Source organism: Ralstonia flaminis, assembly GCF_958415495.1.
Classification (GTDB): domain Bacteria; phylum Pseudomonadota; class Gammaproteobacteria; order Burkholderiales; family Burkholderiaceae; genus Ralstonia; species Ralstonia flaminis.
The window spans coordinates 107,129-123,977 of sequence record NZ_CATZLL010000019.1 but is presented as its reverse complement, the minus strand read 5'-3'; the positions used below and the strand labels follow the sequence as shown (position 1 = coordinate 123,977).

2 protein-coding genes and 1 pseudogene are annotated in these 16,849 nt (G+C 62.2%); all 3 read right to left on the bottom strand.

Going from position 1 to position 16,849, the window contains the following annotated elements:
• A pseudogene (locus R2N11_RS23890) lies at positions 1–567 on the bottom strand (IS3 family transposase); the annotation flags it as partial.
• A 1,187-nt stretch (positions 568–1,754) separates the two neighbouring features.
• Positions 1,755–2,048, bottom strand: a complete 294-nt coding sequence (locus R2N11_RS23885) for a hypothetical protein (RefSeq protein WP_316682625.1) — start codon at positions 2,046–2,048, stop codon at positions 1,755–1,757.
• Positions 2,045–16,831 (bottom strand): filamentous hemagglutinin N-terminal domain-containing protein, encoded by a 14,787-nt coding sequence (locus tag R2N11_RS23880; protein ID WP_316682624.1) that lies wholly within the window; start codon positions 16,829–16,831, stop codon positions 2,045–2,047. Before R2N11_RS23880 ends, R2N11_RS23885 begins: the two co-directional genes overlap by 4 nt.
• Between the last annotated feature and the right edge of the window lie 18 nt (positions 16,832–16,849).

The following is a 16,849-nucleotide window of genomic DNA, read 5'->3' as shown; positions in this document are numbered from 1 at the left end:
GCTTCTTCGGTACCTTGAGCCCCTCGCGACGCCAGATGCGCTGCACGCGGTCGCGGCCAACTTGCCAACCGCTGGCCTGCAACAGCGCCGTGATGCGTCGGTAGCCATAGCGACCGTACTCGGCCGCCAGCGCAACGATGGCCTGCGTGAGTGCGTCCTCGTCAGCGCGCACCGTCGCCACATAGCGCTGTACGGCCCGGGACTGGCCCACGACGCGGCAGGCTTTACGCTCCGAGACCTCGAACCGTTCCTGCAGCATGCACACGGCGCGCCGGCGTCGCTCGGGGCTCACCAGTTTCCCGAAGCGACCTCCTTGAGCATCGCCTTCTCCAGCGACAGGTCGGCAACCAGCCTGCGCAGCCGGGCGTTCTCGCGCTCAAGCTCCTTGAAGCGTTTGGCTTGGTCGTGCTGCAGGCCGCCGTACTCCTTGCGCCAGCGGTAATAGCTCTGCTCGGAAATGCTGGCCTCCTTGCAGGCCAGTTGAGCGGTCTTGCCACTGCCCATCGCTACTTCGATGAGGCGCAGCTTCGCGATGATTTGTTCGGGGGTAAAGCTCTTGCGGGGCATCTTGGGTTGCTCCTTGCCAGGGTTGAATTCTCTCTTTCAACCTGGACTCGAAACAACCGGTCACGTCATAGCCTTTCAGATCAACTCAAAAGAGTCAGCCGAATATTCAACCAAGTCACCCGACTGCATCTCGATCACCAACAAACGACCTTGATCGCAGACCTCCTCCCTGATGGAATTGACATTGACACTTCGCCCCCAGGGATGCTCCCTCGCAACTCTGACGGAAGTCGTTCTCCTAGCCAATATTGCTCGATCCCGTGAGGTACCATCTCTCATTCGGAAGTATGACTCTCCACTTCCCCAATCAAACTCAATACCGATAAAAACCCAATCGTGGCATTCAAAATTCATGGCATTCCCAATGGTAAGTGGGCGTCTGGTGATTCCGGCGGAACAGGGTTGCCGTTGATATCCAGTCTGCCGCCAGAAGGATCATTCACATGGCAATGCGGGCATGGCGGTGCTGGGCGGACCAGCACGCGCTGCTCCTCTGTAACAGGGTCGACATAGGCTCCACGCCCCCCTAGGATCGGGCCCCTTCGGAACCAACCCAACGCCTTGAGCATACTAATAATTTCTTGAGGTGTTTTGCCAGCAACGTCTGCCGGGTCAATAAGAGTTTTAGCAAGGCGGTTTTAGTTTGACGCGGGAACGCCAGAATGCTGACCAAAGGATGACCAAACACATGTCAAATGGCTTGCCATGCCTTTATCAAGGCTATCCCAACTTGAAACTCTAATATCTGATGGCTCGCCGTTTTCGCTAATTTCACAGACGAACAAAATATCACCGACATCACGCAGGCTAAAGCAAAGAATGCATTCGTTCAAAAGGTCATAGGCGTGTGGGTCACGGATGAAGTTGACAGGCAATCTATAGATGGAAATTCTATCGATAACCTTGTGAGTAAAATTGCACTCTACCGACAAATCAATGGCGTGCTTTTTTTTAAATGGCACACCAACTTTGCCCTCGAATTCAAGAGCATCAAAAGGCTGCCGAGTTTGGGGCTCCGCCCAACTTCGCCGCCGACCGACTACCGGTTCTAGTCGGCAACACATTGGCTTGAGTGCCCCCACTAGGCAGCCCGCCGCCCTCTCCACCGTGAAGGCCATCGAACCAATTAGCGCGTCAATAGCAGATCAAAATCTATCTCTTGGCGCTCAGGACATGACGCACGGCACTCACCACAGCTTCTTTGTTACGACGTAAGCCGCCCCGAGTTCAATCTGCAATAGCTCGGCCAGTGCATCCCCCTCCTTTCGGAAATCATTGGCCGCTTGCTCGCTTTCAAAATCGGAACTCGCTGGGTCATCCATATTGAGAGTTAGGTCAAATTTCTCAGCCCATGCCATCAGTCTCTGTTGAAGAGACTGCGAAATCGGCAGATCTCTAGGATCAATATTCCCAGCAACTCCCGGAGAATTCTCCCAAAGGGGAAAACACTGGTAGTCGGCCATCAACTTAATACCCTTCATTGCCCTCTCCCCGCAGGGTTAGCGCCTACAATAAAACCGTTGCTACCAACGGTCACAGCAATTCGCTGAGGCTGACCGTTAATAGTTGTTTGGTAGATCGGCCTCCCGCCATCTCTACCCTGATAGCCAACGATGTTGCCCCGAGTAACAGCTTGCATGACCACAGATGGAATTTGCTCCTCGGAAACCCCAATGTTAGCGAAATCAGTTACATGGGCATCAACAATATGCTGCAGACCTGCGCGTGTGCTGCCTGTTTCCAAGAAGACAATCTGTCCACTCTGCGTTGTACCCGTGGCGACGACATTTTGCGGACTGAATTTCACACCATTCGCAGCTAAGGCATCGAGATCGGCTTGGCTAACTGCGCTGCCTCCACCACTCCCACCCAACGTCACGGCGGTTCGACTACCCGTTGTCGTCGGCAAGATATTGTCCTGAGAGCCAGTGCTCGGCAGCCTGCCTACGCCCCCACCGCTGAAGGCCATCGAGCCAATCAGCGCGTTATAGGTTAGCCCCACGTCGCCCACCGGCAGCACGCCAGCCTGAACGCCCGCCATGTAGGCATTTAGCGCCGCATTGTGAAGCCAGTTGCGCTCTTGCACCGTAAGGTTCGAATCCTGCGCCGCAACGTTCAGTTCCAGGATGGTTCGCCGAACGTCCGTCCCATTCAACGCGCTCGCGGGCTGTCCTTCGAAGCTATACGCGTGATTCATGAGCGTACGCGTCTTGGCGCTCATTGCGTTATTGATCGCCTCGTTCTGCGCCGCACGAGCTGCGCTGGTCACACTGCTCCCCAGCATGCCCGCCAGAGTCCCACCGGCCAGCATCGAGATGGCTGTCGTTATGGTGTTGTACGTTCGGTTGTCGTAGCTGGTCGTCAATGTCAGCGAGCCATCTGCATTGGTCGTTCCAGTCACCGTCTGAGTGGCGTCATACAAGCCGTCGCGTACCAGCGGCGACACGATCGCACTAGTAGCCCCACCAATTGCGCCACCAGCGCAATCCCCACCGTTGAGACTCTGCGCAGCGCACCCCAGAGCTGCGTGTGCCAGCGCGTTTGTGATCTCCGTCCCGAGATTCGCTCCACCAGCACCGATCCCCGGAATGTTGGCGCCGATCCAGTTGGCTCCTACTGCCGCCAGATCATTTGTCACACTGCCTACCAGCGCTTGTCCGAAGCTCCCGCCGTTGATTGCCGTAGCAACGCCTGCGCTGATCAAGCCACGCTCACCAACGTTAATGGCGGTATTGCCCAGGTTCGCCAAGGTCGTCGCGGGATTGGCCTCCGTTACAGTGCCAACCGTGTTGATCCCGCTGTTACCAACCAAACCTTGCGTCAGCCCGGCCGTCAGCGCAGTAACGGCCGCACCTTGCAAGCCTGCCCCGATGTCGAGCCTGCCGGTAGAGATCAGTTGGCTCGCGCTATTAGCAACAAATGCCGTGGTACCCGCAGCCAGTGCGTACGACGCCACACTTGCTGCCTCCATCAGCCCAGGGCTGATTGCCGCCAACGCAATCGGGTCGATCAACGCATCAAACCCAGCCAAGACCTCCGGCCCAAGCATGCACGACAGCGCCACCGCAGCCACCATGGCTATCAGTTGCTCAGGCCCAAACGACCCACCCTCCTTCACAAAATCCTGATGCAGGTTGTCCGCAACCGCGGTCTGCGTGAAGTTGGTGCCCAGGCGCTGCTGCAGATTCGCCAGCAGTTGCTGCGTACCGGCCTGGTCGACCGTGCCGTCTGCGTTGAGCTGCTGCAGCAAGCCTCCCACCTGCTGCAACGTCTGCACGTTCAAGTCCATGTTCGCGGCGCTCATGAAGCCGCCCGGCTGGACTTGCGTGCCTGTGGTGTTGACGTAACCGCCGCTGACGCTGTTCCAGATCTGGCCGACGTCGACCTGGTTCGCCTGGTTGGTCAGCGCGTTGGTGTTGACCGCAAGCGTGCCGCTGGCGCTGATGTTCCCCGTGTTGAGGATGCTGCCGTTGCCGTCTTGGTTGAAGTTGAGCGTGACGTTCTGCCCGCTGATGTTGCCGCCGGCGGACATGGCGCTGGTGTTGGCCGGCAGGTACACCTGCGGCATCAGCGCCGTGATGGTCGGGCAGGTAGCGGTGCCCGTGGCCGTGCAGCTTGGGTCCGGCACCGTCTGCTCGACGTACCAGAGCATCGGCTGATCAAGCTGGTTGATCTGCGTTTGCGTAAGCGCCGTGCCCAGTTGCAGGCCGTTGGTCTGCGCGTAGCTGAGCGCGTTCTGGTACAGCACCTGCTTCTCGATCTGCGTGACCGATTGGTTTTGTTGGCTCTCGGTGGAGATACCATCGATAAAGCTGGCCCGGCCCGTCTGGGCCAGTGCCGCCTGCTGCAACAGCAGGTTCTCTTCATCGGGGTTGTAGTAGAACAGCGTCGAGCTGGGCTGCAGGTTGGGCGGCAGGTTGCTCAGCAGCGTCTGCGGGCCGATGCCGGCGGACAGCGCCGGGCTCAACTCGCCATCCACATAGGATGCCCTGCCCGGCACCGGCGTCGGCAACTGACCACGCCCCACCGTACGCGGCACGCCCAGGTTCAGCCCCGGCATGGTCAACGGCGACAGCGAGACCACCTGCGACGGCGCGTTCACGCGCGGCGTGTAGGTGTTGGCCGTGGTGATGCCGTTGATCAACCGCTGGCCCGCCAGCGACACGCTGGTACCCAGCACGTTGCCCACGTTCTGGATCTGCCCGCCCGAGCTGATGCTCAGGTTCGGTGCCTGGATGGTGGCCGCAATGTTGCCCACCGGCGTGGGCGGGTTGATCACGCCGCCCGTGCCGGTATAGGCGCTGCCATACAACTGCGCGCACTGATCTGCAGAGCCGCAAGCCCAGATGTCGTGGCGCTTGTCGCTGCTGAACATGCCTGTCTCTTGCACCCAGTGCGAGTGCCAATAGGCATTCAGCGTTTGTGCGCTGTTGACGATCGGGCCGGTGACGTTGATCGTGGCGTTTGCACCCGCCGAGATCAGGCTGCCGACGTTGGTCAGTGAACCGGCGTTCAGCGTAAGCGAGTTGCCCGCCGAGATGACGGACGAGCCCCCGGACTGCTGCTCGACATAGCCTTCGCAGTAGCTTTCCTTGTAGCCGTTGGCGGTCATGCAGCCAGCGTATTGCTCCTGCGTGCCGTAGTTCTGGTGCACCGTCACCGGCGGCGGCAGCGTGTTGGTGATCGCCCCAGAAACGTTCAACTGGACGTTGTTACCGGCAACGATGTTGCCCGACGTGTTGGTCAGGCTTTGTGCCGGCGTGGTCGAACTGGCCGTCGAGCCAACACCGCCCACCACAACGTTATGACCTGCAATCAGGTTGCCGTAGGTGTTGTTGACTTGCCCTGCGGCAATGACCAGATCGTGCCCTGCATAGATGGAGGCATTCTGCTGGCTGTAGCTGAACGTGTTGGTGTTCGGATTGTTGCCACGCGGATTGCCCGCTGTACCGCAGGCCGTGTCTGGCACGCCCGAGGCACAACCGACTTGCGACGAGTAGTTCTGCTGGTTGCCGCCCTGGTTGGTCAGGCTTGCGGCTTTGACCACTACGTTGTTGCCGGCGTAGAGGATGCCTTCATTGACGAGGTTGCCGCCGTTGACCGTGAGGTTGCCGCCAGCAGCGATCAAGCCGAGCGGCATGGAGTAAGTGGTAGTACCGTAGGCTACTGCCGCCGCCGCGCTAGTATTGAACGAAAAGTTGTCCGTCGTCGTCAGTGTGCAGGCGTAGCTCGAGTAGCACCCGTGGCCCAGCGTTCCGGCGGGCAAGGCGTTCGTATCTACGGCCGTCGCCGTTCCTGGAACGATCACGCCGCCTGACAACCCTGCCAGTGAATTGAGGAATGCAGTCAGCCCAGCTTGATCGACCGAAATGGTCGTTTGCGCGGCCAGCGTTGGTGCTACAGCGCCGTTACTCAACGACTGAACGTTCAGTAATGCCCCACCAATCGCAGAGATCTGACCACCTCGATTGGAGAGGGAACTCGCTTGAATCGACAGCGATCCGCCAGCTGAAATGACGCCCGACTTGCCCGGTACTTGGGTGGTTGTCGTTTGATAGACGTTCGGCAACGCCAAGGTTACGGTAGGCCCCGCTCCATCTGGAGCAGAGACAACTGACCATCTGTACGAAAAATTCGGGTTACCAGCATCGCCCGAACTGTAGCCCGTGGTCACCATCCTATTTTCAAGCGTTACGGTGGTCGCCGAATTTGCGCCAGCGCCAAGTGGCGCCAGCAGATAGCCCAACGTCGCCGCAAACGCAGGGTTGTAGATCGTGGTGTTTGTATTAGGCCCGCTGGCGTCTTCCGAGCTGGGGTTGACCGTCCCAATCACATTCGATAGCAGCACCGATGGATTGGAGACCTGCGTCGTCACGGTCTGCTGCCCAGTCGGTGCAGTCTGGTCATTCACAACACTGGCAGCCGTGATGGACACGTTGTTCCCTGCCGTGATCGTGCTGCCGGTGTTCTGCAGCGTGCCGCTCAGGTTGAAGGTCACATTGCCCGCGGCCTGCGTCGTGGCGAGCTGGTTGTCGAACGAGCCGCCGTTGACGGTGAGCGAACCCATCGACTCCACGATGCCCCGGTTCGTACCGGAGCCATTCAGCGTCAACGCGTTCCCTGCGTGAATCAGTGCGCCGGCAGCGTTGGAGAGCGTCCCGTTGATGGTGAGATCCGAGGCGTTGATCTGCCCCACGTTGGTAAACGTGCCGCTGGTGCCCAGCGTTGCGGTGGTCGCGCCGGCAATCGTGCCGGCATTGGTGAAGCCGTTGATGCCATTGGCGGTCACGCCTTGGCCGCCCAGGTTCCACGTGCCCGAAACGTAGATCGACCCAGCGTTGATGTTGAGCAGTCCGCCCTGGCTGATGGTGCCTTGCTGCGTGGGGTCGAAGGCCATGTTGGCTATCGAGAGCCCCATGTTCCGCTGGGCCAGAATGTTGCCGCTGGTGTTGGTGAACGTGCCGTTGCCGCCAGTGACGGTCAATGACAAGTCACCCGTGGTCGGCCCGGCTGTGGAACTGGGGTTGCCTGCAAAGATCAGCCCGCCCTGGTTCTTGAGCGTGCCAGTCGTGATGTTGAGAGCGTTCAGACCCAGAAGCGACCCAGTGTTGGTCAGCGCGTTGCTCACCACAACATTGGTTGTGCCGCCGTTGACGATACCGGCGTTGTTCAGAGTGCCCGCGGTCACGGTGGTCGTGCCCGTGGAAGCCAGCGATGCACCGGCCGCGTTCGTCAGCGTGTTGGCTGCAACGTTAAGATTGCCGCCCGCCAGCACACTGCTGGCATTGGACAGCGCGCCGCCCGCCACCAGCGTGGCGTTGCCGACAGCCAGCACCTTCTGGCCGGTCAACGACAGTTGATTGCTGGCATGCGCGTTGAGTGCACCGCCAACAATCGCGTTGCCGGCGTTGATATTGGCACCGGTCAACGTCGTATTGCCGGTCGACACGATTTGCGCCTGGCTGCTGTCAAGCGTGCCCTGCGCTGTGACGTTGACGTCTTTAGACCCAGCCAGCGTACCGGTCAACGTGACGTTGTTCCCGCTCAAGCCAACTTGGCCGGCCACCGTGCTGGTGCCGGACAGCGCCAGCGTCTGACCGGCTTGCAGCGTCGCATCGCCGTTGGCAGAGACGCCCCCGACCGTCACGTTGCCCTGTGTGCCGGTCATGCTGACATTGCCCACGGCGGAAACGCCGCTCGTGGCAGACACGCTCTGCGCAGCCAACACATTGAGGTTGCCGCCCGTGGCAACCTGCCCTCCAAACGTTGCACTACCGCCGGTCGACTGCACCTTGACGTCGCCCACCGCAGTGGTCGCGCCCAGCGCGATGTCGCCGCCTGCCGTTGCCGTGAGCTTTCCGGCAGTTTCGATGCCGCCAAGCGTGATACCACTGCCGGCTTGCAAGCTGGTGTCTTTGGCGAAGCTCAATGCGCCGCCACCAGCGATCGCACCACCGGCGTTGACGGTTGCTGCGCCAAGGCCAAGCAGATTGCCTGTGAGTGTCACGCCGCCTTGTGCGGTCAGAGCCGTGTCACCGTTGACCAAGCCGCCCGACAACGCCAAGCCGCCGCCGGAGGTTGCCTTCAGGTTGCCGCCGGTCGTCAGCGGACCGGCCACACTCAGGTTGCCGGTTGTTGCCGCAAGCGTGGTATTCGCATTGGTCCCGAACGCCCCGCCAATGGCTAGATTCCGCCCGGCTGTCAGGTTGGCGGCGTTGTAGCCAAGCACCGCGCCCGAGAGCGACATATCGCGTGCCGCCGTCATCGACAGCAGCCCCCCCGCCACGGTAGTCCCCGCAACCGAGATGTCACCGCCGCCGGCCTGCCCGTTCGCGGCCAGCGTCATTGCCGCACCGGCCTGCGCTGAACCGAGTGTGAGGCTGTTGCCCGCCGTGGCAGTCAGCGCGCCGTTCGTGGCAACGCCATTGGTAATGTTGATGTTGCCGCCTGCCGACAGGCTGGCCTGATCGCCAAAGGCCACAGCAGCAGCACTCAGGTTGCCGCCCGCAGCCAGCGTCCCCGTGTGCTGTGCCGCGACGCCGCCGGTGAGCGTCATGTCCGTGCCGGCAGTCGCATTTGCGGAACCCGCAGAGACAACGAGTCCCGTCGCCGACAGCGAAGTGCCCGCCGTGGCGATCAGATTGCCCTGCGTTGACACGGTCGCGAGGCTGACTTGGCCCGCGTTGGCGGCAACGGACAGGTCCCCCACAGTGTTGAGTGCGTTTGCAAAGGTCGCGTTGCGCCCGGCCTGTACCGAACCAATACCACCGCTGTTGACAGCCCCAGTCACGCTCACATCGCGTGCACCTTTCAGCGTCAGATCGCTGGTGGATGTGGCTGCGCCCGCAATGGAGACATCACCGCCACCCGCGGCGCCATTGGCAGTCACGGCCAGCTTGCCGTTCACGGCCTGCACGGTACCCAACGCTGCCGTGTTGGCAGCCGTTGCTGACACGCTTGCGCCTTGCAGAGCGCTAGTCAGGCTGATGTCTTGCCCGGCAGTCACGGTGGCCGACTGCGCAAACGCGGCGTTCCCCGCGCCGGTCACATTGCGGCCGGCAGTCAGCGTGCCGTCGAGCTGACCGGCAGCTGCGCCTGTCAGCGCAATGTCACGACCGGCCTGCGCCAGGAACGCGCCGGCTGCGAAAGTTTGCCCTGCCAGGTTGACATCGAGCCCGGCCGACACGGAAAGCGCCTGATTGGTCGCCAGGCTGCCAGTGACCGTTGCGCTACCGCTCTGAGCACGCAGGACGATGTCTGCGGCGGACTGAACCGCACTCGCCACCGTTGCATTCCGGCCGCCAAGAAGCTGCGTATCTGCGCCGCCAGTCACTGCGCCGTTGACCAGTACGTCGCGCGCGCCCTGCAGCAGGATCGAGCCCGGTGCACCGGCTGTTCCGGTCAGCAGCACGTCGCCGGCCCCGGCGTTGCCGTTTGCCGTGATCGCAAGGGTGGTGGAAGACAGAACGTTGTTCAGCGTCGCGTTGTTGCCAGCGTTCACGCGAACGCTGTTGGCCTGCAGCGCGTTGGTGAGAGACACGTCCTGGCCAGCCAACAGGGTCAACGCCTGCGCCACAGCCTGCGTGCCTGCACCGGTGATGTTCCGGCCGGCAGTGATGGCGCCATCCGCGTTACCAACCAGCACGCCGTTCAATGCAGCATCGCGCCCGGCATTGAGGAGCAAGGTGCCGACTGCACTCGTGCTGGCCCCCAGAGACAGGTCCTGACCGGTGGTAATGGACAGATTGCCGCCGCTGCTGATGCCACCCGTTGCATTGAGGCTACCCTGCTGCGCCTGCAGCGACAGTGCGCCACCGGATTGCATGGCCCCGCCAACGCCGATGTTCCCCTGCGCATTCACGGTCAGCGTCGACCCTGCTTCGAGCTTGCCGCCAACCGTCGCTTCCTGCGCTGCAGTCACTTGCACTGCGCCACCGGCAGCCGCCGTACCGTTCACCTGAACGCTACCGGCACCACCATTGCCCTGCGCCTGCAAGTTGAGTGTTGAAGCCGACTGGACATTGTTCACGCTCAGGCTATTGCCCGCGACCGCCTGAACGGACTGCCCCTGGATCAACCCACCTTGGGTGATGTTGCCACCGGAGGTCAGTGTCGTGCGCCCGCCAAACATGGCGGTGCCCGTGCCGCTGATGTCCTGTCCGGCAGTCAACGTGCCGGTGCCCAGCCCGCTTAGTGCGCCGCTCAACACCAGGTTGCGGCCGCTGGTCAACGTTACGTTGGCTGCGGCGCTTGCCGTCTGGCCAAGGTTGATGTCTGTTCCGCCCTGGATAGTCAGCCCGCCTTGGCTGATGATGGCGCCCGTCGACGTGACCGACCCGGTCTTTGCCGTCAACGTGGTGTCGCCGGCCGATTGAAGGATGCCGCTGTTGTTGAGATTTCCATTGGCCGTGGCCGCAATGCCCGCACCAGCTGCAATGGGGCCGGTCAGGTTCAGGTCTTGCCCGGCACTTAACGTCATGGCTGATTGGGCCTGCACATCGTGCAGGGTTCCATTGCCGCCCGCCGTCACCTGCACGGTACCGCCGCGCACGGGACCAGACAGGTTGATGTCACCCACCGACTGGAACGTTGCCGCCTGCCCGAACGCGGTGCTTCCGGCTCCGCTAATCGCCCCTCCGGCCGTCAGTGACCCGTTACCCTGCGCAGCCAGCGTGCCACCAAGCGAGATGTCGGTGCCCGCCGTTAGCGAGACGTTGCCTTGTGCCGTGGTCGACTGTGCGCCAAGCACAATCGCCTGTGCTGCATTGACGGCAAGATTGCCGCCAGCCTGCACATTGCCCGTGTTGGACACCGAGCCCGTGCGCGCCAGCAGCGTCATGCCGCCATTCGATTGCATCGCACCGGTATTCGCCGCGTTGCGCGCAGCATCCAGGGTGAGCGTTGAGGCCGTCAGCAAGCTACCGTTGACGGTGATGTCCCGGGCTGCGGTGAATGCCCCCGCACCCGTGCTCTGCACGTTGCCCGTGAGCGTGATGTCTCCACCACCGGCAGTGCCCTTCGCTTGAACAGTCAGGTCCCCATTGGCCAGAACGTTGTTCAGACTGGCCGAACCGCCTGCAACGACGCTGAGGGCGCCGGACTGCAAGCTCCCGCCCACTGCAGTGTCCGCACCGGCGTTGAGCGTGACATTGCCAGCAGCCGCGGTTGTGCCACCCAGGCTGATGTTGTTGCTCGCGTTGGCCGCGAGCGTGTCGCCAACGGTCAACTTGCCAGCAGAGGCAATGTCCCCATTGGCGGCGCTCAGGTTGAGCGCCTTGATTGACTGGATGCTGCCGGTGGCACCGACGTTGATCCCCGCGCCCGCAGTCAGGCCAATCTGATCACCGCCGGTCAGCGCTCCATTCACGGCCACGTTGCGCTGTGCCGCGATCGTGGCAGCGCCTGCTGCGGCCGTGGTGCTATTGGCTGCGAATGTGACGTTGTTGCTCGCGGTAATGGACAACGGTCCGCCGGCAGACAACTGGCCAGCGGAGGTCATGTCCCCGTTGGCTGCATTCAGGGTCAGCGCCTTGGTTGCCTGAACGCCGCCACCCGTGCCCACGCTGATGCCCCGGCCTGCAGCCAGGTCCACCCGGTCGCCGCCCGCAAACGTGCCGTTCACGACGACGTCGCGTTGCGCCGTGATGGACGCTGCGCCCACTGCAGCAGTATTGAAACTGCCCGCTGCACCCGGATTGCCGCCGAGCACAACATCGTTGCCCGCCTTGGCCGTCAACGTATCGCCAACGGTGAGCTGCCCGGCCGATGCGATATCGCCATTTGCCGCATTCAGGCTGAGCGCCTTGGCCGTCAGAACCTTGCCGGCAGCACCAACATTGATATTTCCCCCCGCACTCAAGGCAGCCTGATCGCCGCTGGCCAGTGCGCCATTCGCGGCAATATCACCCTGGGCCGTGACTGTGGCGGCGCCCGTTGCTGCGGTGCTGCTGTTGCTGGCGAACGTGACATTGTTGCCAGCCTTGGCGGTCAACGTGTCGCCCGCGATCAACTGACCAGCCGATGCAATGTTGCCAGTCGTCGCATTCAGCGTGAGCGCCTTGGCTGATTGAATGCCGCCGCTCGCGCCGACATTGAGACTGTGGCCTGCAGCCAAGTCCACCTTGTCACCGCCGACCAGCGCACCATTGATGGCGATGTCACGCTGCGCCGTAAGGGCTGTGGCCCCCTTTGACACAGTGTTGCCGTTGAGCGTGATGTCTCCGCTGCCGTTCGTGCCCTGCGCGCTCAAGGTCAGGGCGCCGTCAGCCTGGACGTCCTGCAGGCTCAGGCTATTGCCCGCCTGAATCGCGAGATCGTTCGATAGCAACTTTCCAGTCAGGGCAACGTTGCCGCTAGCCTGCAGGTTCCCGCTTTGGCCGAATACGAACGAACCCGCACCAGTCAGATCGGTGCCAACCTGCACCCGACCGTTCTGCTGCGCCGTCAACTGCCCCGAGAGATTGAAGCCGCGGACGACATTCAACGTTGCATCGGTGCCGGCAAAAACAGAACCGCCGACCGACAGATTGCCGCCCACCGTCAAAGATGTCGTGCTACCGCTGGCGAGTGCACCGCTGATCTGTGTGTCGCCGCCGGACTGAACGGTCACGCTGCCCAGTGCCGTGGTCGTACCACCCACACTGACGTTGCTGCCGGCCACCAGTTGCGCATTGCCCTTCGTCAACGCTGTACCTGCCAGCGAGATCGCTTGCGCCGCATTGGCGGCAAGATTGCCGCCGGCCAAGATGTTGCCTGTACCGCTGATCGAACCTGCACGGGCCAGCAGCGTCACATCGGCATTCGATTGCGCCGCGCCAGCAACCGTCGTGTTGCGGCCGGCATCCAGCGTGAGCGCAGAGGCCGTCTGCAGGGTTCCATTGACCGTGACATCCCGGGCAGCCGTTAGCGTGCCGGCACCAACGCCCCGCACGTTGCCGGCAATCGTGATGTCTCCGCCACCAGTCGTACCCTTCGCCTGTGCAACGAGATCCCCATTGGCCTGAACGTTGTTCAGACTGATCGAACCGCCTGCAACAGCGCTGAAACCATTGGTCTGCACACTCCCACCAACGACCGTATCCGCGCCGGACTGGATCGTCGTATTGCCGGCAACTGCCGCCGTGCCGCTCAGGCTGGCCGTGTTGCCCGCCGTCAGTTGCGCATTGCCCTTCGTGGAAGTCGCCCCCGTCAATGCGAGATCGTGCCCCGCGTCCAGCGCGACATTGCCGACACTACTGGTGCTGCCCCCGAGGGTGAGATCGCTGCCGGCCTTGGCAGTCAACGTGTCGCCCACGGTCAGCTGGCCCGCAGAGACAATGTCTCCCGTCGTCGCGTTCAGGGTGACGGCTTTGGTTGACTGAATGCTGCCACCTGCACCGACATTGAGATTTCGGCCAGCAGCCAGATCGCTCCGATCATTGCCCGCCAGGGCGCCGTTCACCGCAACGTCGCCCTGGGCGTTGATGGAGATGGCTGACGTCGACGCCGTGTTGCTACCGTTGGCCAGCGTGACATCATTGCCGGCCTTGGCGGTCAGCGTGTCGCCCACGATCAGTTGGCCGGCGGACGTGATGTCGCCCGTGGCCGCATTCAGGGTGGTTGCCTTGGTGGACTGAACGCTTCCACCCGCACCAATGCCGATACTCCGGCCTGCGGCCAAATCCATTCGGTCACTACCTGCCAGTGCCCCGTTCACTGCAACATCGCGTTGCGCTGTGACGGCAACCGCGCCCACTGCAGCGTTGCTGCCATTGAAGACAACATCGCCGTTGCCGTTTGCACCCTGGGCAACCACGGAAACACCGCCGCCCGCCTGAACGTTCTGCACGCTCGCGCTATTGCCCGCCACGACCGCAAGATTGTTCGATAGCAATTTCCCCGTTAGGGCAACATTGCCACCCGCGAGCAGGTTAGCGTTCTGGCCAAATCCAAGTGCTCCCGCCCCTGTCAGATCGGTGCCTGCTTGCACACGGCCGCTCTGATGCGCTGTCAGCGTGCCTGCAATATCGATCGCACGTGCTGCGGTCAGGTTGACGTCCGCACCGGAAAAAACAGAGCCGCCGATGGCAAGATTGCCGCCTGCGGTGACAGACGTCGACGCACCACTCGCGAGTGCGCCGGTGATCTGCGTATCTGCGCCGGAACTGACCGTCACGCTCCCGCTTGCCGCCGTTGTCCCTGCCAGGCTGACGTTGTTGCCCGCGCTCAACTGCGTGTTGCCCTTGGTCGAAGCCGCTCCAGTCAACGCGATATCGTGCCCCGCAGTGACGGCGACATTGCCGACCGCGTTGGTGCTGCCGCCAAGACTGACATCGTTGCCGGCCTTGGCATTCAATGCGTCACCAACGGCCAGTTGGCCCGTCGATACGATGTCACCGTTCGTCGCGTTCAGGTTGAGCAACTTGACCGTTTGAATACCACCTGCGGGACCAACGCTGATAGTGCGGCCTGCGCTCAAGTCGACGCGATCGCCACCGGCTACGGTTGCGTTGACGGCAATATCGCGCTGCGCAGTCACCGTAGTCGCACCCACTGCTGCAACGTTGCCGTTCAATGCAATGTCACCGCCTCCATTTGTACCTTGTGCAGTGATGGAGAGTGGCCCGCCCACCTGGACGTCCTGCAAGCCCACGCTGTTGCCGGCTTGAACGGAGAGGTTGTTCGACAACAGCTTCCCGGTCAGGAAGACATTGCCGCCTGCCAGCAGATTCGCACTCTGCCCAAACCCGAGCGCACCACCACCGGTGAGATCGGTACCCGCTTGCAAACGGCCGTTCTGCTGCGCCGTCAACGCGCCCGCAATATTGATCGAGCGCGCTGCGGTCAGGCTCACGTCGGTCGCTCCCAGGAGGGACCCACTGATGCCAAGATTGCCGCCCGCATTGACCGACGTGGCCCCGCCGCTTGTGAGTGCACCTGTAATCTGCGCATCGCCACCGGCGTTGAGGGTGACGTTGCCGGCAGCAGTCGTCTCCCCACCGATCGTCATGCCTTGTGCTGCGCTTGCCGACAACGCGCCGCCGTTCTTCACGGTGCCTTGCGCGACAAGATTGCGCCCAGCGGACAGGGTCGTATCCGTTGAAGACAGAACGGATGCCCCGCTTTGAACAGCAACATCCCGCCCGGCTTGCGCTGAAACCGATGTCGCGGCCAGTTGGCCCGTCACGTTGATGTCTCGTGCAGCAGACACCGTGGCGGCATTGGCGGCAATCGTTGCACCAGAGATCGAGACATCACCCGTGCCGTCGTTGCCAGCCGCGCTCAAACTGAGCGCCCCGCCACTCTGCACTGCACCAGCCTGCAGGCTCGCACCGGCAGAGAGTGCTGTACTGGCATTGGATTGCGTGCTGGCCACGTTCACGTTGCCGCCCGCCGTGGCCGTCAATTGACCACCCGACTGGATCACCCCGCTTGACGTGACATCGCCGCCGGCGGTGATGGAGTAACCGCCAACGCCAAGATGCGTGCCGCTGAGCGATACATTGCCAGCCGCCTGCACGTTCGCCTGCTGCTGCGCAGCCGTGCCCGCCAGCGAGACATCGCCGTTGGACGCGATGTTCAGGTCTCCCGCGTTTGCGGCCAGTTGCGCATCCATGCGCACACCCATGCCGGCCGCCGTACCGACCACCTGAATCTGCCCTGCCGTCACCGCGCCGAATGCGGTTGCGTCAACCGCATAACCGTTGTTGGCGCCACCGTTTGCCGCGTTGATTGCCGTTGCAGTGTTGGTCGTGCCGTTGGATGTCGTGCCGTAGACCGTTCCGCTATCCGACGTCGAAGTCGGCGCCACAAACTGGCGACCCGTGATGATGTTGACGCGAGAGCCCGCATAGAGCGGCGCGTTGATACCGATGGTCTGGCCGATCAAATCAATGGTGCCGACCGTGCCCTCAATGCCTGGGCCGGGGCCGTTCACGCCCGCATTGCCCTCGATCTGAATATGGCCGCTCGTGACGTTGTAGCCAATGGCCTGCGCGTTCGTAAAGTCTGTGGGGCTACCGTTCGGGCCGGAAAGAAACTGCGGCTTGCCGGTGCTCAGCGTCACGCCCAGCGTGTTGGTGAACCCCACACCCTGCGTGGTGATGCCGTTCGGGTTCGCAATGATGACGGTGGCGGGTGCACCAAATACCTCAAGCGGGCCCGCAAGCAAGCTGGCGTATGCGGCGCCAGTCGACGTGACCTCGTTGATGATCGTGTTGGCGAAGCGGTTACTGAGGTTCGGGTTGCCGCCCAGTTGCCCGCCTGTCAGGGAGGTGCCGCCGGTCAGGCTGTTGTTGAGAATCAACCCAACCGGATCGATGTTGAAGTTCTGGAACTGGTTGAGCGAAATGCCGGCCGCATTGGGCGCCGTAATGTTGACGACCGGCACCCCGCCGCCTGCCCCCGTGGTTTGCGTCACGCCTGGGCGAAACGCAATGGGTGCGTTCGGATCAACGATTGGCGCGGCCTGTGCCACGCGCCAGACAAGACGAATACGCAATGCCACCATGGCGACGACATCGCCCCAGCCTTCCGCGCTCAGCGGGTGTGCCCCCGCATTCAATTCGCCGGCTGCGCTGCGGCTTTGCTCGATGGTGACCGATAGCGGACTCAGCCACATGAACACCGCAACCAAACCAGCCAACGCCCGCGTCCACATTGGCCGCCGACGAGCAATGTCCTGCCCCACGTGCTGAGGCGGAAACATGGCATCCGCACGCCCGGTATTCCGGGCGAGATCGGCTTGTTCGAGTTGGCGAAACTGTGTTTGCTGGCGCGTGTTCATATCGTGCTCTGCGCTTCT